Annotated in this window: 18 protein-coding genes and 2 pseudogenes; 9 read left to right on the top strand and 11 right to left on the bottom strand. The window is 72.4% G+C overall.

Annotated features, from left to right (window positions below):
* Positions 1 to 17: 17 nt before the first annotated feature.
* From U6N30_RS24090 to U6N30_RS24075, 4 genes are all read left to right on the top strand, one after another.
* Positions 18 to 830 carry a sugar phosphate isomerase/epimerase family protein gene (locus U6N30_RS24090; protein WP_324274266.1) on the top strand — a complete coding sequence of 271 codons (813 nt, stop codon included), beginning with the start codon at positions 18 to 20 and terminating at the stop codon, positions 828 to 830.
* Complete coding sequence (locus U6N30_RS24085; protein ID WP_324274265.1) at positions 827 to 1639, top strand: glycosyltransferase family 2 protein; 813 nt, start codon at positions 827 to 829, stop codon at positions 1637 to 1639. The genes U6N30_RS24090 and U6N30_RS24085 overlap by 4 nt, the downstream gene beginning before the upstream one ends.
* A 2-nt stretch (positions 1640 to 1641) precedes the next feature.
* Positions 1642 to 2052: a GtrA family protein gene (locus tag U6N30_RS24080; RefSeq protein ID WP_324274264.1), complete on the top strand. Its 411-nt coding sequence runs from the start codon at positions 1642 to 1644 to the stop codon at positions 2050 to 2052.
* 61 nt (positions 2053 to 2113) lie between these two features.
* Complete coding sequence (locus U6N30_RS24075) at positions 2114 to 3085, top strand: hypothetical protein (RefSeq protein ID WP_324274263.1); 972 nt, start codon at positions 2114 to 2116, stop codon at positions 3083 to 3085.
* A gap of 660 nt (positions 3086 to 3745) precedes the next feature.
* Here the strand turns inward: U6N30_RS24075 and U6N30_RS24070 are convergent.
* Genes U6N30_RS24070 through U6N30_RS24060 form a run of 3 tightly spaced genes read right to left on the bottom strand, consistent with a single transcriptional unit; the run spans position 3746 to position 6635 of the window.
* Positions 3746 to 5233, bottom strand: coding sequence for a glycosyltransferase family 2 protein (locus tag U6N30_RS24070; protein ID WP_324274262.1), 1488 nt, complete (start codon positions 5231 to 5233; stop codon positions 3746 to 3748).
* The gene (locus U6N30_RS24065) at positions 5230 to 5985 is read right to left on the bottom strand and encodes a class I SAM-dependent methyltransferase (RefSeq protein ID WP_324274261.1); all 756 of its coding nucleotides are present in this window, start codon (positions 5983 to 5985) and stop codon (positions 5230 to 5232) included. Before U6N30_RS24065 ends, U6N30_RS24070 begins: the two co-directional genes overlap by 4 nt.
* Complete coding sequence (locus U6N30_RS24060) at positions 5982 to 6635, bottom strand: GtrA family protein (RefSeq protein WP_324274260.1); 654 nt, start codon at positions 6633 to 6635, stop codon at positions 5982 to 5984. The genes U6N30_RS24065 and U6N30_RS24060 overlap by 4 nt, the downstream gene beginning before the upstream one ends.
* 159 nt (positions 6636 to 6794) lie before the next feature.
* Between U6N30_RS24060 and U6N30_RS24055 the strand changes: the two genes are divergently transcribed.
* The 5 genes from U6N30_RS24055 to U6N30_RS35715 are packed head-to-tail and all read left to right on the top strand — an operon-like array spanning position 6795 to position 9626.
* Complete coding sequence (locus U6N30_RS24055) at positions 6795 to 7763, top strand: 5-(carboxyamino)imidazole ribonucleotide synthase (RefSeq protein WP_324274259.1); 969 nt, start codon at positions 6795 to 6797, stop codon at positions 7761 to 7763.
* A complete protein-coding gene (locus tag U6N30_RS24050) occupies positions 7742 to 7936 on the top strand; it encodes a hypothetical protein (RefSeq protein WP_324274258.1) in 195 nt (64 codons plus the stop codon). The genes U6N30_RS24055 and U6N30_RS24050 overlap by 22 nt, the downstream gene beginning before the upstream one ends.
* A 9-nt stretch (positions 7937 to 7945) precedes the next feature.
* The gene (locus U6N30_RS24045) at positions 7946 to 8449 is read left to right on the top strand and encodes a 5-(carboxyamino)imidazole ribonucleotide mutase (RefSeq protein WP_324274257.1); all 504 of its coding nucleotides are present in this window, start codon (positions 7946 to 7948) and stop codon (positions 8447 to 8449) included.
* A gap of 23 nt (positions 8450 to 8472) precedes the next feature.
* Positions 8473 to 9354 carry an acyl-CoA dehydrogenase family protein gene (locus tag U6N30_RS24040; RefSeq protein ID WP_324274256.1) on the top strand — a complete coding sequence of 294 codons (882 nt, stop codon included), beginning with the start codon at positions 8473 to 8475 and terminating at the stop codon, positions 9352 to 9354.
* The gene (locus tag U6N30_RS35715) at positions 9267 to 9626 is read left to right on the top strand and encodes an acyl-CoA dehydrogenase family protein (RefSeq protein WP_324274255.1); all 360 of its coding nucleotides are present in this window, start codon (positions 9267 to 9269) and stop codon (positions 9624 to 9626) included. The genes U6N30_RS24040 and U6N30_RS35715 overlap by 88 nt, the downstream gene beginning before the upstream one ends.
* On the opposite strand, the gene U6N30_RS24030 is transcribed toward U6N30_RS35715, so the two are convergent.
* The 8 genes and pseudogenes from U6N30_RS24030 to U6N30_RS23995 all read right to left on the bottom strand — a co-directional run bounded on the left by U6N30_RS24030 (position 9569) and on the right by U6N30_RS23995 (position 16556).
* Positions 9569 to 10105, bottom strand: coding sequence for a MerR family transcriptional regulator (locus U6N30_RS24030; RefSeq protein ID WP_324274254.1), 537 nt, complete (start codon positions 10103 to 10105; stop codon positions 9569 to 9571). The two genes, U6N30_RS35715 and U6N30_RS24030, sit on opposite strands and share 58 nt — an antisense overlap.
* A complete protein-coding gene (locus U6N30_RS35710; protein ID WP_324274253.1) occupies positions 10105 to 11049 on the bottom strand; it encodes a SulP family inorganic anion transporter in 945 nt (314 codons plus the stop codon). Before U6N30_RS35710 ends, U6N30_RS24030 begins: the two co-directional genes overlap by 1 nt.
* Positions 11031 to 11579, bottom strand: a complete 549-nt coding sequence (locus U6N30_RS35705) for a SulP family inorganic anion transporter (RefSeq protein WP_324274252.1) — start codon at positions 11577 to 11579, stop codon at positions 11031 to 11033. The genes U6N30_RS35710 and U6N30_RS35705 overlap by 19 nt, the downstream gene beginning before the upstream one ends.
* A 353-nt stretch (positions 11580 to 11932) precedes the next feature.
* Positions 11933 to 12280 carry a hypothetical protein gene (locus tag U6N30_RS24015; protein ID WP_324274251.1) on the bottom strand — a complete coding sequence of 116 codons (348 nt, stop codon included), beginning with the start codon at positions 12278 to 12280 and terminating at the stop codon, positions 11933 to 11935.
* Positions 12268 to 12984, bottom strand: a complete 717-nt coding sequence (locus U6N30_RS24010) for a peroxidase family protein (protein ID WP_324274250.1) — start codon at positions 12982 to 12984, stop codon at positions 12268 to 12270. Before U6N30_RS24010 ends, U6N30_RS24015 begins: the two co-directional genes overlap by 13 nt.
* A pseudogene (locus tag U6N30_RS24005) lies at positions 12981 to 13832 on the bottom strand (peroxidase family protein); the annotation flags it as partial. The gene U6N30_RS24010 and the pseudogene U6N30_RS24005, both read right to left, overlap by 4 nt.
* Positions 13833 to 14116: 284 nt before the next feature.
* Positions 14117 to 14533 carry a hypothetical protein gene (locus U6N30_RS24000; RefSeq protein ID WP_324278438.1) on the bottom strand — a complete coding sequence of 139 codons (417 nt, stop codon included), beginning with the start codon at positions 14531 to 14533 and terminating at the stop codon, positions 14117 to 14119.
* Positions 14534 to 14715: 182 nt separating this feature from the next.
* Positions 14716 to 16556 (bottom strand): annotated as a pseudogene (locus U6N30_RS23995) (TIGR03089 family protein).
* Between the last annotated feature and the right edge of the window lie 663 nt (positions 16557 to 17219).

The raw sequence follows: 17219 nt of genomic DNA, 5'->3' as shown, positions 1-17219 counted from the left end.
CTGGCTCGGGCAGACGCATGAGATTGGCATTCTCCAATCTCGCGTGGCCGGCCGAGAGCGACACCGACGTGCTGGCCCAGCTGCCGGAGTGGGGTTTCCCGTCCGTGGAGGTCGCGCCCACCCGTCTGTGGGCCGATCCGCTCGCGCAGGACGCCGACGAGGTGGCCTCCGCCCGCCGGGTCATCGAATCGGCGGGCCTGCGCGTCGTCGCGCTGCAGTCGTTGCTGTTCCAGCGTCCTGATCTGCAGCTCTTCGGGGACGCAGAGGCCCGGCGCGGTCTCCACGACCACCTCGCCGGAATGGCGGTCCTCGCCGCCCGGCTCGGCGCCACGCGGCTGGTCTTCGGGTCTCCCGGCAATCGCCGCCGGAACGACATGCCCGTGGATCGCGCAGACGAGATCGGCGTCGAGACGTTCGCAAGTCTCGGTGCGCACGCCGCCGACCTGGGTGTCGCCTTCTGCATCGAGGCCAATCCCGAGGTCTATCGATGTGACTACCTCACCGATGCGGTCGCCTCTACGGCGTTCGTGCGGGCGGTGGACTCACCGGGCGTGCGGTTGCACCTGGACACCGCCTGCATGGCCCTGGCGGGTGACGACCCGACCGAGCGCGTGCGGGAGGGTGCCGATGTGCTGGCGCACGTGCACGCCAGCGCCCCGCAGCTCGGTGAGGTCGGTCCCGGTGGGCCGGTCGAGCACCGAGAGGTCGCCGAGGCCCTCCGGGTCGCCGGCTACGAGGGGCACGTCTCCGTCGAGATGCTGACGCAGCCCGAGAACCCGCAGGCCGCGGTCCGGCGTGCCGCAGACTTCGTGAGGAGCACCTACGCGTGACCAGCCGACAGATCCCCGTCGACGAGACCGGCTGGGATGTGCCGCAGGGAGATGTGCACGTCCTGCGTGAACGTGCCAGCCGCTACTGCATCCTCATCCCCGTCATCAACGAGGGCGAACGGATCCTGGGCCAGCTGCGGGCTGTCCAGTCCCACGGCTTCGGCGTGGACGTCGTCGTAGCCGACGGCGGGAGCACAGACGGCTCGAACGACCCGGAGCTGCTCCAGGAGCTCGGCGTGCGGGCACTGCTGATCAAGCGCGCCGACGGCAAGCTCAGTGCCCAGCTACGCATGGGCATCGCCTTCGCGCTGCGCGAGGGCTACGAGGGTGTCATCACGGTCGACGGCAACGGCAAGGACGACGTCGCCGCGCTGCCCAGGTTCGTCGCCGCTCTGGACGAAGGCGCTGGATTCGTCCAGGGATCGCGCTTCGTGCCCGGGGGCCAGGCGATCAACACGCCCCTCGACCGCCGGCTGGCCATCACTCTGGTGCATGCCCCGGTGACCTCGCTGGCCGCCCGTCACCGGTTCACAGACACGACGAACGGCTTCCGCGGGCATTCCCGTGCGTTGCTCACCGACCCGCGTATCGCACCGCTGCGGGACGTGTTCGACAGCTACGAGCTGCTCGCCTACCTGCCGATCAGGGCTGCCCGGCTCGGCTACCGCTGCGTGGAGGTCCCGGTGACTCGCGCGTACCCGGACGACGGTCAGATCCCGACGAAGATCCACGGACGTCGTGGAGAGCTCGGGCTGGCGACGATCCTGGCCCGCGCCGTCCGGGGGCGCTACGACCCCGCCCGGACCTGACCATGGCGACGCGGCGCACGTTCCTGAGATTCCTCGTGGTCAACGCGGTCAACACTGCGCTGTACTGGGGGCTCTACCTCCTCCTGCTCTTCGTGCTGCCCTACCTGGTGGCCAACACCGTCGCCCTGGTGCTCGCGGTCCTGGCCGCGTACCTGCTCAACGCGCGCTATGCCTTCCAGGTCGACGCGTCCGGGCGCTCCCTCGTGCTGTTCCTGGGTGCCAACGGGACGACCATCGTCCTGCGGACAGCGGTCGTGTGGGTGCTGGTGGAGAAGCTGGCCGCCAGCCAGGAGCTGGCGCCACTGCTGGCGGTGATCGTCACCACCCCGGTGGCCTACGTCCTCACCCGGCTCGCGATGACGACGCGGCCTCAGCGGACCGGGGGCCTGACGCCCGCACCCGTTCCGACCTGACGAGCCGGCCGAGCCGCGGCCGACGAGGGCCGGTGCGATGGGCTCCCTTAGGCTGACCTGGATGGCAGTCGTCCCCGCCCCGGTGTCCAGCGACGCGGTGGACATGAAGGAGGCCGGCCCGCCGGATCGGGCACGCCGTTCCGGTCGACTTCGCCACCCTGCGGTCCTCGGTCTCGTGACGGCTCTCGCCGCCTCGGCGGCCAGCATCGCGCTGAAGCTGGCCGTGCCCACCTCGCTGAACCTGTCGGGTTACGACGGCCTGCTCTTCGCGCGGAATGCGACCTATCTGGCCGACGGGCACTGGCAAGGGCCCTACTCGCTCGTCACCATCGCCAAGGGCATGGGCTATCCGGGCTTCATGGCGGCTGCGCACACGGTCGGCATCCCGCTGGCGGCCGCCGAGCAGCTCGCGTATCTCGTCGCGATCGCCGTGCTGTGCGGCGTCGTCCTCGCCGTGACCGGTCGGTATGCCGTCGCGACCGTGTGCTTCGTCTTCCTCGCCCTCGACCCGGTGAACGTCGGGTCGGCCAGCGCCGACGTGCTGCGCGACAACCTCTACGCGTCGCAGTCGCTGTTCTTCGTCTCCGCCGCGGCCCTGACCGTGCTGGCCGTGGTGCGCCGCGCCCGCATGGTCTGGGTCATCCTGGCGGCCGTCCTCTGCGGTGCTGCCGGTGGGTTCGGGTGGATCACGCGGGAGGAGGGACCGGCTCTCCTGCCCCCGGTGCTGGTCCTGGTCGCCCTCGCGTGGCTCTGCGCCCGCACCCGCGAGCCGGACCGCCCTGCGGGGTGGGGGCCGCGGCTCCGGCGTGTCGTGCGGCCGGCCACTGCGCTGGGCGTGGCCGTCGTGGCGTTCGCGGTGCCGGTGCTCGGTGTGGCTGCCGTCAACGGTCACCAGTACGGCGCGCAGCTGACCAACGAGCTGGGGAGGGCACCTTCCTGCGGGCGTACGCGGACTGGACCCGCGTGGACGTCGAACAGGAGCTGCCGCGGGTGCCGATCAACGCCGAGCAGCGCCGTCTGGTCTACGAGGTGAGCCCGGCGGCCCGCGACCTGGCCGAGCAGCTGGAGCGACCGGACAACCAGTGGCGCTTCATCAACTGCCCGTCCGGCACCTGCGACTTCGGTGGGGGCTGGATGATCTGGGCCATGCGGGAGGCCGCCGCGGCGGCCGGGTTCTTCCGCGACGCGGAGACGGCCCAGCGCTACTTCGGCCGCCTGTCGCAGGAGATCGACGACGCCTGCTCCGACGGACGGCTGAGCTGCCGACCGCGGCTCCCGGCCAGCCTCCAGCCGCTCCAGCGGGCGCCGCTGGACGCCCTCGTCGATTCCCTGGGCCGGCTGAGCTCGGACCTGCTGACATCGCGGACCCTGATCGACTTCCAGCCCGAGTACACGCCCATCCCGCAGGAGATCCGCGACGAGTACACCGCGATCGTGCGGGGGCTCCCGGAGGACAACGCTGCGGGACGGGCGGAGTTCGAGCGGTTCGACCAGCGCCGGGAGTTCTTCGAGGGCTGGGCGGCCACCTACCGGACCGCCGTCCCGGTGCTGCTCGCCGCGGCGGTGGTCTGCGTGCTGCTGGCCGTGGCCCTCCGGCGCCGCACGGCACCGCGGCGCGCGGCGTTCTGGCTCCTGCCGGCCCTCGCCACGGCCCTCCTGGCCGGGGTGGCGGTCCGGCTGGTGCTGCTGTCGATCATCGACGCAGCCGAGTACGACGCCGCGCAGGGCCGCTACCAGCTGCCCAACCACGTCCTCCTGGTCGCCGCGCTGGTCGTGGTGATCGCTGCGGTCGTGTCCCGGCCCTGGACACCCGCCGAGCCCGCGGCGCGGGCTCGGCGGCGTCAGTCCCGGGGCGGCTGCCGGCGGCGGCGCTGAGGCTGATCGCGAAGCTGACCACGCCCAGCTGGGCGCCGCCGACGATCAGGACCATGCCCAGGATCGGTAGCGGCATCGTCGAGACGGGGTCCAGCATCCCGAACCCGGTGGATCCCCACTGGATCACCGCGAGCACGAAGCACAGGACACCGGCCAGCGCGAGCAGCGCGCCCAGGACGAGGCCCCGCTCGAGCGTCGTGCGTTCCAGCCACTTCTCCAGCCGGGCGCTGCGCGGCAGCATCCCCAGATGCGCCGCGTAGGAGCGGGAGATGACGGCCACACCGGTCACCTGGAGCCCGGCCACCACGGCCGTGGCGCAGGCCAGCATGGTGTGCACCCCGAAGGTCAGCCCGCCGATGGTCACGCTGTCGACCGCGAGCAGGACGAGCCCGAGCAGCCCACCGGCGATCATGGCCAGGCCCGGGTAGAGCAGGAACCAGCGCGGGCTGAAGGCGAACAGGAACCGCAGGTGCCGCCACCCGTCGCGCCACGTACGCAGGTGCGGCGCCCGGCTGCGGCCGTCCGGCTGGAGGCGCGTCGGCACCTCCTCGATGCGCAGCCCGCGCAGCGATGCGCGGACCACCATCTCGCTGGCGAACTCCATGCCCTCGGTCTGCATGCCCAGGGCGAGGACGCGGTCACGGCGGAAGGCCCGCATGCCGCAGTGGAAGTCGCCCACCGGGATGTGGAAGAAGAGCCGCCCGGCCCGGGAGAGCACCGGATTGCCCAGGTATCGGTGCAGGAAGGGCATGGCCCCCGGTGCGATGCCGCCCTGGAACCGGTTCCCCATGACGAGGTCGGCACCGCCGCGCAGCTTCTCCAGGAACCCACCGATGTCGTCGAGCGCGTAGCTGTCGTCGGCGTCGCCCATGAGGACGTACCGCCCGCCCGCGGCCTCGATGCCCCCGCGCAGGGCCGCGCCGTAGCCCTTGCGCGGCACGTCGACCACGCGCGCCCCCTCGGCCCGGGCGATGTCCTGCGAGCCGTCGGTGGAGCCGTTGTCGGCGACGATCACCTCGCCGTCGACCCCCAGCGAGCGCAGGGACGCCTGGGCCTTGCGGATGCAGACCGCCAGCGTCTCCGCCTCGTTGAGGCAGGGCAGGACGATGGACAGCTCACACGTGTCGATAGCCCGGGAAGGCGTCGCGCCGACCGCGGCAGGATCGACGACGAAGTTGCCGTGAGCTTGCGTCGGTCCGGTGGGGTCGACGACGAAGTTGCCCGGGTCACTCGTCGTCCCCGAGCGTGCGGCGACACGGACGTCATCGTTCCCGGTAGCGGTCGAGTCGGGGCGCATCGTGGTCATCGGGCCGGCACCTCCGCGACGGCGAACACCGACTGCCCGAACGGGGGCCGGTACCGCTGCTCCCACCGGCGGGCGAGCCGGATCACGAACGAGTCCCACAGGGACAGGGCCCGGCCGTCGCCGGGGGTCATCCGCAGCAGGCGCATACCCACCACCCATGCAAGCAGTCCGGGCATGTTCACGTAGTGCACCTCACGAACGATCAGGTCGGCCTCGGTCAGGGTCCGGGACAGCGAGGCCCGGGTGTATCGGCGCACGTGGCCCACGGCGCGGTCGAAACGGCTCATCGCGAACTGGAAGGCGGGGACGAGAACGACGACCTTCCCGCCCGGGCGAACCAGGGCGTGGACGGCGCGCAACGCCTCCCGGTCATCCGGGATGTGCTCCAGCACGTTGAACGCCACGAAGGCGGAGTGGTCGGCCGGCTCGGGACTGCGGATGTCGAGGAAGCGGACCTCCACTCGGTCGTCATCGGCGAACCGCTTCTGCAGGTGCGCGAGCCGGGAATCGTCGACCTCGGTCACGGTGATGCGGGGGACCCCTGAGTCCAGCCACCGCTGCGCGTAGTCGCCGAGCCCGCTGCCCAGCTCCACGGGGTGGACCCCGACGTGCGGACGCGCCAGTGAGGTGAGCCAGTCGTGGTAGCGGACGGCGGAGGCCACCGACTCAAGGGTCTGCGACTGCAGCGCGCTGTCACCGAGGGCGAGACCGGCCTCGCGAACGGGCACGTGCTGGCCGCTGATGGCATTCACCCTGTGCACGGTAGATGGGCATGGGAGGTGGCGCAGCGGTCACGGACATCGGTCCACCCATCGGGGGCGCCTCGTCGCCCGCCATCGAGCGGTGTCCGGCGGTCGAGAGCGGTCAGATACCGCTCAGTTCTCGGTGCTCGCCGTCGCCCGGGCGGACCCGGCCGGGCGCGCGGCGGAGGCGTCGCCGGTCGCCGTCGCCGCCGCCAGGTCGGCGGCCGGGAACACCCAGCGGCGGTAGGAGAGGTACCGGATGACGGTGCCGGCGGCGATGCCGGCGATGTTCGCCACCTGGAGGACCAGGGCGCTCTCCTGGCCGAGGGGTAGCGGACCAGGGCGACGATGCCGAGGTTCAACGCGAGCGTCGCCCCGTTGACGGCAGCGAACAGGAGGTACTCGCGGCGCAGGCCGGTCCGGGCCCGGTGCGAGAAGGACCAGTAGCGGTGCCCGACGTAGGCGACGGTCATGGAGACCAGGGTCGCGAGGAACTTCGCCGTCACCGCACCGAGGCCGACGTGGGCGTAGAGCAGCTGGAACAGGACGATGTCGATGGCGAAGCAGGCGATGCCGACGACGCCGAACGCGCTGACCTCCTTGAGCAGGAGGCGCCACGTCGTCCCCATGCGCACCCGGATGCTCTCGGCCCACTGCACCCGGTCGATGCTACGGACACCGACGGGCGGGCGGCCGTCAGGCGAGGTCGTGGCGGGCGCGCCGCTCGGGCCGGATAGTCTGGCGCCCGCCATGGCCGCCCTCGATCCGCGCACCGGACTGCCCGTCGTCGCCATGGTGGGTGGTGGGCAGCTCCGCGGATGACGCACCAGGCGGCGATCGCGCTGGGGCAGTCGCTGCGCGTCCTGGCGACCGTCCCCGACGAGTCCGCCGCGCTCGTCGGCTCCGACGTCCAGCTCGGCGACCACCGCGACCTCGCTGCGCTGCGGCGCCTGGCCGACGGCGCCACGGTGCTGACGTTCGACCACGAGCACGTGCCGACCGAGCACCTGCACGCCCTCGAGGCGGCCGGTCACCGCGTCGCTCCCGGGCCCGGCGCGCTCGTGCACGCGCAGGACAAGCTGGTCCTCCGCCGGGCGCTGCAGGACGCGGGCGAGCCGCAGCCGGCGTGGGCGGAGGCGCACACCGTCCACGACGTCACCGCGTTCGCCGACGAGGTCGGCTGGCCCGTCGTCCTCAAGACCCCGCGCGGCGGCTACGACGGCAAGGGCGTCTTCGTCGTCCACGGCCCCGACGAGGTCGCCGAGCTGCTGGAACGGCACGGCACCCTGCTGGCCGAGGAACGGGTCCGCATGGTGCGCGAGCTGTCGGCGCAGGTGGCGCGGTCCCCGTTCGGCCAGGTCGCGGTGTGGCCGGTCGTCGAGACGGTGCAGCGCGACGGCGTCTGCGCCGAGGTGCTCGCGCCGGCACCGGAGCTGCCGGAGAGCCTGGCGACGGCTGCGCAGGAACTCGCGGTCCGGATCGCCGACCGCCTCGGGGTCGTCGGCATGCTCGCCGTCGAGCTGTTCCAGACCGCCGACGGCGTCCTGGTCAACGAGCTCGCCATGCGCCCGCACAACTCCGGCCACTGGACCATCGAGGGCGCGCGCACCAGCCAGTTCGAGCAGCACCTGCGGGCCGTCCTCGACTACCCGCTCGGCTCCACCGCCATGACCGCGCCGGTCGTCGTCATGGCCAACGTCCTCGGGGGGCCGCTGCGGCCGAGGACTGGACGGGGCCGCCGCTCGACGAGCGGATCCACCACCTCATGGCGCACTGGCCGGACGTGAAGCTGCACTGGTACGGCAAGGGGCAGCGTCCCGGCCGCAAGCTCGGCCACGTGACGGCGCTCGGCGAGAACCTCGCCGAGGTGCGGGCCAGGGCGGTGGCCGCCGCGCGCTACCTCGCCGACGGGGTGATCGACGACGCCTTCGCCTTCGACGACGACGACGACGAGCACTGAGGAGTGGACATGCGGGACCCGGTCGTGGGCATCGTCATGGGCAGCGACTCCGACTGGCCGGTCATGGAGCCGGCGGCGCGGGCGCTCGAGGAGTTCGGCGTGCCGTACGAGGCGCACGTCGTCTCGGCCCACCGGACCCCGCGCCGCATGCTCGACTACGCCGAGGGTGCGGCCGGCCGGGGCCTGCGGGTGATCATCGCGGGCGCCGGGGAGCGGCCCACCTGCCGGGCATGGTCGCCGCGGCCACCCCGCTCCCGGTCATCGGCGTCCCCGGTCCCTGGACCGCCTGGACGGGATGGACAGCCTGCTCCGATCGTGCAGATGCCGGCCGGGGTGCCGGTCGCCACGGTGGGCATCGACGGCGGCCGCAACGCCGGGCTGCTCGCCGTCCGGGTGCTGGCCGCGTCCGACGACTCGCTGCGGGATGCGGTGGTGCGCTTCCAGGCAGCCCTCGCCGAGCAGGTGGCGGCCCGTGACCTCACCCTCCAGGAGCGTCTCGCTTCGGCGGACTGACCCTGCGGGCTTACGATCTACCGGTGGGTAACAACACCGGGCTCTACGCCCTCACCGAGGAGCACGAGGCGATCCGGGCGGCAGTCCGTGACATCGCCGAGCGGGAGATCGCGCCCTTCGCCGCCGAGGTGGACGCCGAGTCCCGCTTCCCCGTCGAGGCGCAGAAGGCCCTGACCGCGGCAGGGTTCCACGCCACCCACATCCCGGAGCAGTACGGCGGCGAGGGCGCCGACGCGATCGCGACCTGCATCGTCATCGAGGAGGTCGCCCGCGTCGACGTCAGCGCCTCGCTGATCCCGGCGGTGAACAAGCTCGGCTCGATGCCGATCATCCTGTCCGCGTCGGAGGACGTGAAGCAGAAGGTGCTGCCCTCGATCGCCTCCGGCGACGCGATGATCAGCTACGGCCTCTCCGAGCGGGAGGCCGGCTCCGACGCCGCCGCGATGACGACCCGAGCGCGCCTCGACGGCGAGACGTGGGTGCTCAACGGCACCAAGGCCTGGATCACCAACGCGGGCATCTCCGAGTGGTACACGGTCATGGCCGTGACCGACCCGGGGAAGAAGGCGAACGGCATCTCCGCGTTCGCCGTTCACCGCGACGACCCCGGGTTCGCGGTCGGCCCCAAGGAACGCAAGATGGGCATCAAGGGGTCACCCACCTGCGAGCTGTACTTCACCGACTGCACCATCCCGGCCGACCGGATCATCGGAGCGCCGGGCACCGGCTTCAAGACCGCGCTGCGGACCCTGGACTTCACCCGGCCGACGATCGGCGCGCAGGCCGTCGGCGTCGCGCAGGGGCCCTCGACGCCTCGGTGGCCTACGTCAAGGAGCGCACGCAGTTCGGCACGAGCATCGGCAGCTTCCAGGGCGTGCAGTTCATGCTCGCCGACATGGAGATGAGGATCGAGGCCGCCCGGCACCTGGTCTACGTCGCGGCCGCTGCCGGTGAGGCCGGCCGTCCCGACGTCACCCGGGTCTCCGCCTCGGCCAAGGCGTTCGCCTCCGACGTCGCCATGCAGGTGACCACCGACGCCGTCCAGCTCTTCGGCGGCGCCGGCTACACCCAGGACTTCCCGGTCGAGCGCATGATGCGCGACGCCAAGATCACCCAGATCTACGAGGGCACCAACCAGGTCCAGCGCATGGTGATCGCCCGGAGCCTGCTCCGGTAGGAGCGGGACCGCGGGTCAGCGGCCTGTCTCCAGACGCCCGGACAAGGTCTCGGCGAACCCTCTGCGACGGCCAGCTGCTCCTTGAGCGCGGTGACCCGGGCGGTGGCCGCCTCGTGGAACATGCCGAGCCGGTCGAGCAGCGCCGCCCGGTCGCCCTCGCCGGAGCCCAGGTCGGCCAGCAGCGTCAGCAGCTCCTGCATCTCCTCGAGCGTGAAGCCCAGCGGCTTCATCCGCTTGATGACCTCCAGGCGCGCGACATCGTTCTCGCTGTAGAGCCGGAAGCCGCCCTCCGAGCGGGCCGTGGGGATCACCAGCCCGTTCTCCTCGTAGAAGCGGATCGTCCGCAGACTGAGGCCAGTGCGGTCGGCGACCTGGCCGATCTGCATCAGCTCGCCGCGCGGCGTCCCGGTTCCCCCGCCGTCGGGGACCACCTCGCGGTGGGTGTCCGGCCGGCCGGCCCGGGTCGGGAGAGCCGGCATCAGTGCGCACCCGCGAGCTGTCCGGAGTGCCGCTCGAACCGATCGGAGGAGTGCTCGTCGAGCCCCACGATGGTCGCGGTCTTCCCGCGGGTCGCGTACTTGTGCGTGATGGCGTCCAGGGCGGCCACCGTCGAGGCGTCCCACACCTGAGCCCTCGACAGGTCGATGACCACCGCGGCGGGGTCGGCGGCGTACTCGAACTGCGTGTAGAGGTCGTTGCTGGACGCGAAGAAGAGCGCACCGCTGACGGAGTAGCGCACGGTGCCGTCGGCCCCGACCGCGCGGTCGACGTCCACCAGGTGGGCGATGCGCTGGGCGAAGAGCACGCAGGCCACCAGGACGCCGACACCGACACCGATGGCGAGGTTGTGGGTGAGGAGGGTGACCGCCACCGTCGAGAGCATCACCGTCGTCTCGCTCTTGGGCATCCGGTGGATCGTCCGGAGGCTGTGCCAGTCGAAGGTCGCGATCGACACGAAGATCATGACGGCCACCAGCGCGGCCATCGGGATGATGCTCACGATGTCCCCGAGGGCGACGACGAGGACCAGCAGGAAGACGCCGGCGAGGAAGGTGGAGAGCCGGGTGCGGGCGCCGGACACCTTCACGTTGATCATCGTCTGGCCGATCATGGCGCAGCCGCCCATGCCGCCGAAGAAGCCCGAGGCCATGTTGGCGACGCCCTGTCCCCAGGACTCGCGGGTCTTGTCGGAGTGGGTGTCGGTGATGTCGTCGACGAGCTTCGCCGTCATGAGCGATTCCATGAGCCCGACGAAGGCCACGCCGAGGGCGTAGGGAGCGAGGATGCCGAGCGTGTCGACCGTGAACGGGACGTCGGGCAGGAGGAAGAACGGCAGGCTGTCGGGCAGGTCGCCCTCACCGCCGACGTCGGGCAGGTTCCACCCGGCCGCCACCGCCAGCGTCGTCAGCACGACGATGGCCACCAGGGGCGGGGGACGGCGGTCGTGAGCCGGGGCAGCAGGAAGATGATCGCCAGGCCTGCGGCCACCATCGGGTAGACCAACCACGGGACGCCGATCAGCTGCGGGAACTGCGCGGTGAAGATCAGGATCGCCAGCGCGTTGACGAAGCCGACCATGACGCTGCGCGGGATGAACCGCATGAGCCGCGCGACGCCGGCCGCGGCGAGCAGGACCTGGAAGACCCCGCCCAGGATCACGGCCGCGAACAGGTACTGCACGCCGTACTCCAGCGCGAGCGGGGCGACGACGAGGGCGATCGCCCCGGTCGCGGCGGTGATCATCGCCGGGCGGCCGCCGGTGAAGGCGATGACCACCGCCATGACGAAGGAGGAGAACAGGCCCACGCGAGGGTCGACGCCGGCCAGGATCGAGAAGCTGATCGCCTCCGGGATCAGGGCCAGGGCGACGACGAGGCCGGCCAGGACCTCGGTGCGTGCCACCGTCGGGGACAGCCAGGCGGGGCGGGCGAGGTTCGGCAGGGCTGGAGGCATGGGTCCGTCTCGTTCGATGCGCCGTCGTCGGCGCGGGCGGGCAGCACCGGAGGCGGTGCCGGGTCGGGAGGAGGGTGCGGCGGCGCACCCGGTCGCGCGACGCTCGATCGCCGAGGACCGTTGTCGGCCGGGACCACCGGCCCCGCGACGTCGGACACCCGGAGGAGGCGCGCTGCTGTCCAGCACAGTGTGCCCCGACTCGCCCCTCACGTGAGGGTCGAGTGGTGAGGGTTCGGTCACCGTCGCCCGGCACAGCCCTCCCCGGCGCGGACGCGCGGACGCCCCGGCCCGCACGCGGCGGGCCGGGGCGTCCGGGAGCAGCCCCTACCGCAGGTCGTAGCGGTCGAGCTCCATCACCGTGACCCAGGCGGCGACGAAGTCCTGCACGAACCTCTCCTGGGCGTCGTCGGCCGAGTAGACCTCGACGATGCCGCGCAGGATCGAGTTCGAGTTGAACACCAGGTCGGCCGCGGTGGCGGTGCGCACGACGGTGCCGTCGGCGTCCAGCCCTCGTAAACGCCGTCGGTGTCCACCGACGTCCGCCACGAGATGCCGAGGTCGAGCAGGTTGCGGAAGAAGTCCGTCGACAGCACGCCCGGCCGGTCGGTGAACACGCCGTGCTGCACTCCGCCGGTGGTGGCACCGAGCACGCGGAGCCCGCCGACCAGCAGCGTCATCTCCTTGGGGGTCAGCTCCAGCATGTAGGCCCGGTCGACCAGCAGCGTCTCGGGCGCCAGCTTGCTGCCGGGGGACAGCCAGTTGCGGAAGCCGTCGGCCCGGGGCTCGAGCCAGCGGAAGTTGTCGACGTCGGTCTGCTCCTGCGAGGCGTCGGTGCGGCCGGGGAGAACGGCACGGTCACCTGCACGCCGGCGTCCGCCGCGGCCTTCTCCACGGCTGCCGAGCCACCGAGCACGATCAGGTCGGCCAGCGAGACCTTCTTCCCGGTCTGCTGCTCGAACTCGCCCTTGACCCGTTCCAGCACCGGCAGGACGTCCCGGACGCCCTCGTTCACCGCCCAGCCGATCTGTGGCTCGAGGCGCAGGCGGGCGCCGTTGGCGCCTCCGCGCTTGTCCGTGCCGCGGTACGACGCCGCCGCGGACCAGGCCGTGTGCACCAGCTGCGGGACGGTCAGGCCGGAGGCGAGCAGGCGCTGCTTGAGGTCGGCGACGTCGGCCTCGCCGACGAGCTCGTGGTCGACCGCGGGGACCGGGTCCTGCCAGATCAGGTCCTCGGCCGGCACGTCCGGGCCGAGGTAGCGGGACTTCGGGCCCATGTCGCGGTGCAGCAACTTGAACCAGGCGCGGGCGTAGGAGTCGGCGAAGTACGCCGGGTCGTCCCGGAAGCGCTCGGCGTACGCGCGCAGCTCGGGGTCGACCTTGAGGGCCATGTCGGCCGTGGACATCATCGGGGGTTCTGCTTGCCCTCGATGTGCGCGTCGGGGACGAGCTCCTGCGCCGCGGCATCCGACGGCTGCCACTGCTTGGCGCCGGCCGGGCTCTCGACGAGCTCCCAGTCGTAGCCGAAGAGCATGTCCCAGTAGGAGTTGTCCCACGTGGTGGGCGTCGGGGTCCAGGCGCCCTCGAGACCGCTGGTGATCGTGTCGGCGCCCTTGCCGCTGCCGTGCTGGCTGATCCAGCCGAGGCCGTTGCCGTGCACGGGGCAGCCCTCGGGCTCCGGGCCGATCAGCTCCGGGTTGCCGGCGCCGTGGGTCTTGCCGAAGGTGTGGCCGCCGGCGATCAGGGCGACGGTCTCCTCGTCGGTCATGCCCATGCGCCGGAAGGTCTGCTTGATGTCGTGCCCGGAACCCAACGGGTCGGGCTGACCCTTCGGCCCCTCCGGGTTCACGTAGATCAGGCCCATGGTCACGTTCGCCAGCGGACCCTCGTCGAGGTTCAGCGGGTCGTCGCCCGCGTAGCGCTCGTCGCCGAGCCAGGTGTCCTCGGGGCCCCAGAACGTCTCCTGTGGCTGCCAGCTGTCCTCGCGGCCGAAGGCGAAGCCGAAGGTCGGCAGGCCCATGTCGTCGTGGGCGACGTTGCCGGCGAGGACCAGCAGGTCGGCCCAGGAGAGCGTGCGGCCGTACTTCTGCTTGATCGGCAGCAGCAGGCGGCGGGCCTTGTCGAGGTTGGCGTTGTCCGGCCAGCTGTTGAGCGGGGCGAAACGCTGGCCGCCCTCACCACCACCACCCCGGCCGTCGGCGATGCGGTACGTCCCGGCCGCGTGCCAGGACATCCGGATGAACAGCGGGCCGTAGTGCCCCCAGTCGGCCGGCCACCAGTCCTGCGAGGTGCGCATCAGCTGGGCGACCTCGCGCTTGAGCTCCGCGACGTCCAGCTTCGCGAACTCGGCCCGGTAGTCGAAGTCCGCGCCCAGCGGGTCGGAGTCCTTCGAGGGCTTGTTCAGCACGCCCAGGTCGACCTGGTTCGGCCACCAGTCCCGATTGCTGCGGGGTCGGTGGTCGGTGTCGGGGGTCGGCGAGGAGATCGCCGGGTTCTCGCTCTCGCTGGTGCTCTCGGTCTCGACCTTGTTGGACTCGTCCTTCACGGCGAACCTTCCTGGGTGTCGGGCGGGGTGGGGGAACGGGCGGTGCCTCGGGCGGGGTGGGGGAACGGTCGGTGGGTCAGGCGTCCGCGCAGCTCGGGCAGCGGCCCCAGAAGACGACCTCGGCCTCGTCCACGGCGAAGCCCGCGTGGTCGGAGGGGTGAGGCACGGGGCCGCTCCGACGGTGCAGTCGACGTCGACGATGGCGCCGCAGTCGCGGCAGACCAGGTGGTGGTGGTTGTCGCCCACGCGCGCCTGTACCGGGCCACCGACCCCTGCGGCTGGATGCGCCGGACGAGGCCGGTGTCGGTGAGCACCCGCAGGACGTCGTAGACCGCCTGGTGGGAGATCGCGTCCAGGCGCGTGCGAGCCGCGCCGATGAGGGCCTCGGTGTCGAGGTGCGGGTGCGCGTGCACGGCGTCCAGCACCGCCAGGCGCGGGCGTGTCACCCGCAGCCCCACGGCGCGCAGATCGCGTTCGAGCTCCACCGGGTCGGGCACGGACCCATCCTGGCGCGCTTGCCTGGAACGGGTCAAGACACGACCGGTGTCGTCCTCTCGACCCCGTCCGGGTCAGGACCGTGTCGTCGGACGGGTGGTCAGCCCGCGTCGGCCACCCGGCCGAGCTCGCGAACGCCCTCGACGCGGCAGCCCAGGGTGGCGGTGACCCGCTCGCTGGCCGCCCGCTCGGGCAGGCGCCGGGCGTCCGGGCGACGGCAGAGCACGAGCGAGGCGCCGGCCGCCAGCGGAGCGAGCAGCCAGGCGACCGGCCCCGCCTCCTGCGCGGTCTGCTCGTCCACCAGGATGCGGTCGTCGGGGCCGATCGCCAGCCGGCCGGCCAGCTCGGTCGCTGCCTGGACCAGGCCGCCGAGGTCGAGCTCGAGGCCACCGGCGACCAGACCGATGCCGGCGGGGTCGACCGTTCCGTAGGGCACGAACCGGTCGCCGTGCGTCCGCACCTCGAGGGCGAAGTCCCGGGCCGGCCCGCCGTACCCGGCCATCCCGCCGCCCAGGGGTGGAGCGACAGGCCGAGCAGCTGCGCGTCGTCCCCCGACTCCTCCAGAGCCGGCAGCCGGTCCTGGGCGGCGAGGACGACGTCGACCCGGGTGAGCCGGCCCTCGTCCTCGGCGGCGGTGTCGACGACCGTGGCCCCGCAGCTCCAGATCCCCAGCAGGACGGCGGCGGTCTGCCAGTGCACCGGCAGGGCGACCGCGACGGCGCTCCCCGGGCCGACGTCGAACTCGTCCTGCAGCAGGTTGGCCGTCTTCGCCACCCAGTTGTCCAGCGTCGTCGCCGACAGCTCCACCCGTTCGCCGGTGGCGTCGTCGTAGTGCGTCAGGAGCGGTCGGGACGGGTCGCGGTCGCGGGCGTCGGCGAGCAGGGCTGCGGGACCGAGGAGGCGCATGCCCCCAGGATCGCAGGCCCGGTGCGGCGTCAGCGGGTGCGGGGCTGCCCTCGTCGAGTGCTTCCTGGGCCTGGACCGGGTCGTACGCGCAGGCGTCCGCCGCGTCGACCACCGGGGAGGGGACGCATCCGCCGGCGCCGACGCGTCGGAGTCCGTCGTCGTGTCCGCGGAGCTGGTGCCGGTGCTCGACCCGGGACCCGGCGTCGGGGCCGGGGTCGGGGTCGGCGCCGTGCCCAGCGCCTCCTGGACCAGATCCTGGATCTCGTCGAAGTCGGGGTACGCCGGCTGGATCACCGTGTCGTCGAGGACGACGCTCCGGATACCGGCGTCCTTGACCTTGAGCGCGAGATCGGCGAAGTCGCCCACGACCGACTGGGGGATGTCGGTGGTCACGATGTCCTCCGTCGTCGCCGCGATCCGCTGGTACCTGCTGAGCAGGGTGAGCGGATCGGCCGCCTCGACGATGGCGTTGATCATGCAGCGCTGCCGGTCCATGCGCTGGTAGTCGGTGAGGCCGAACCGGCCGCGGGCGAACTGCAGCGCCCGTTCGCCGTCCATGAGCTGGTCGGGGCCCGGGGCGATGTAGGCGTTCGGGAGGTGGCCCAGGGTGGGCTCGCCACCGATCGGCACGTAGTAGTTCACGTTCACCGTGATGCCACCGAGCGCGTCGATCAGCTGGCTGAACCCCTCGAGGTTCACCAGGACGTAGTAGTCGATCGTCAGGCCCAGGGCCTCGCCCACGCCCAGCTTGAGGAAGTCCGCGCCCGGGTTGTCGGTCGGGCCCAGGATGTCGGGGTGCTCGGCCGGCCCGTTGCGGTACACGGCGTTGAGCAGGCTCTCGCTCTCGCTGCCGGCCCAGAAGCCGTCGGGGTAGACGTCTGCCAGCGGGCTGTCCTCCGGGAAGGGGAGCTCCTGGAGGTTGCGCGGCAGGCTGAAGGTGGTCGTCGCCCCGGTCTCGGTGTCGATGCTCGCGACGATCACGGTGTCGGTGCGCACCCCGTCGCGTCCGTCGCCGCCGTCACCGCCGAGCAGCATGACGTTCACCCGGTCCTTGTCACCCCACGGGTCCGCGGCGGCGGTGTCGGGCACGGTGGCCGACTCGACCTCGCCGCCGAACAGGCCGGTGACCAGGTTCCGTTGCACGGACGCGAGGTGCGCGGCCTCGAAGGCGGGCGCGGAGACCCCCAGCGCCAGGAGCACGACGAGGGTGCCGCCCACCATGTGCTGGGCGCGCGTGGTGGTGTCCGGCGCCAGCATCCGGTAGCCGGCGATGATGACCAGCGACCAGACGACGGCCAGCGTGACCGCGCCCGCGATGATCAGCAGCAGGGCGGTCGGGCTGACCGCGGCGCGGACGGCGATGTGCTGCCCGCCCGTGACCAGCCAGGCCCCGGCGAGGACCAGGAGTGCCAGACCGGCCAGCAGCAGCCAGCCGAGCGTGCGGCGACCCGCGGCCAGGAACGCGGTCCCGGGCAGGACCGTGCCCAACGCGGTGAGGCCGAGGGCGCGGCCGAACGTCGCGGCCTGGTGCTCCGGGTGCCCGACGGCGTCGCGGGCCCGGGTGGAGCCGCGAGCCGGCCGCCCCGCGGCGTCACGGGACTCGGGGCGGCGCATCGCGCTCCCGGAGTCCGTCCGGGACGAGCGGGTCCGGGGGCGTGCCGGGCGACCTGCCCGCGGGTCCAGCCGCGGCGGCAGCGG

Source organism: Blastococcus brunescens (assembly GCF_035320885.1).
Lineage (GTDB): Bacteria > Actinomycetota > Actinomycetes > Mycobacteriales > Geodermatophilaceae > Blastococcus_B > Blastococcus_B brunescens.
The sequence above is the reverse complement of the archived record's forward strand: the minus strand, read 5'-3'. Positions and strand labels throughout refer to the sequence as shown.

Excerpts from the sequence above, each read along its gene's own strand:
- U6N30_RS24090 (WP_324274266.1), top strand. The coding sequence starts at position 18 with ATGAGATTGGCATTCTCCAATCTCGCGTGGCCGGCCGAGAGCGACACC.
- U6N30_RS24080 (WP_324274264.1), top strand. The coding sequence starts at position 1,642 with ATGGCGACGCGGCGCACGTTCCTGAGATTCCTCGTGGTCAACGCGGTC.
- U6N30_RS24075 (WP_324274263.1), top strand. The coding sequence starts at position 2,114 with ATGGCAGTCGTCCCCGCCCCGGTGTCCAGCGACGCGGTGGACATGAAG.
- U6N30_RS24070 (WP_324274262.1), bottom strand. The coding sequence starts at position 5,233 with ATGACCACGATGCGCCCCGACTCGACCGCTACCGGGAACGATGACGTC.
- U6N30_RS24055 (WP_324274259.1), top strand. The coding sequence starts at position 6,795 with ATGACGCACCAGGCGGCGATCGCGCTGGGGCAGTCGCTGCGCGTCCTG.
- U6N30_RS24050 (WP_324274258.1), top strand. The coding sequence starts at position 7,742 with ATGGCGCACTGGCCGGACGTGAAGCTGCACTGGTACGGCAAGGGGCAG.
- U6N30_RS24045 (WP_324274257.1), top strand. The coding sequence starts at position 7,946 with ATGCGGGACCCGGTCGTGGGCATCGTCATGGGCAGCGACTCCGACTGG.
- U6N30_RS24030 (WP_324274254.1), bottom strand. The coding sequence starts at position 10,105 with ATGCCGGCTCTCCCGACCCGGGCCGGCCGGCCGGACACCCACCGCGAG.
- U6N30_RS35705 (WP_324274252.1), bottom strand. The coding sequence starts at position 11,579 with ATGCCTCCAGCCCTGCCGAACCTCGCCCGCCCCGCCTGGCTGTCCCCG.
- U6N30_RS24015 (WP_324274251.1), bottom strand. The coding sequence starts at position 12,280 with ATGCTGGAGCTGACCCCCAAGGAGATGACGCTGCTGGTCGGCGGGCTC.
- U6N30_RS24010 (WP_324274250.1), bottom strand. The coding sequence starts at position 12,984 with ATGATGTCCACGGCCGACATGGCCCTCAAGGTCGACCCCGAGCTGCGC.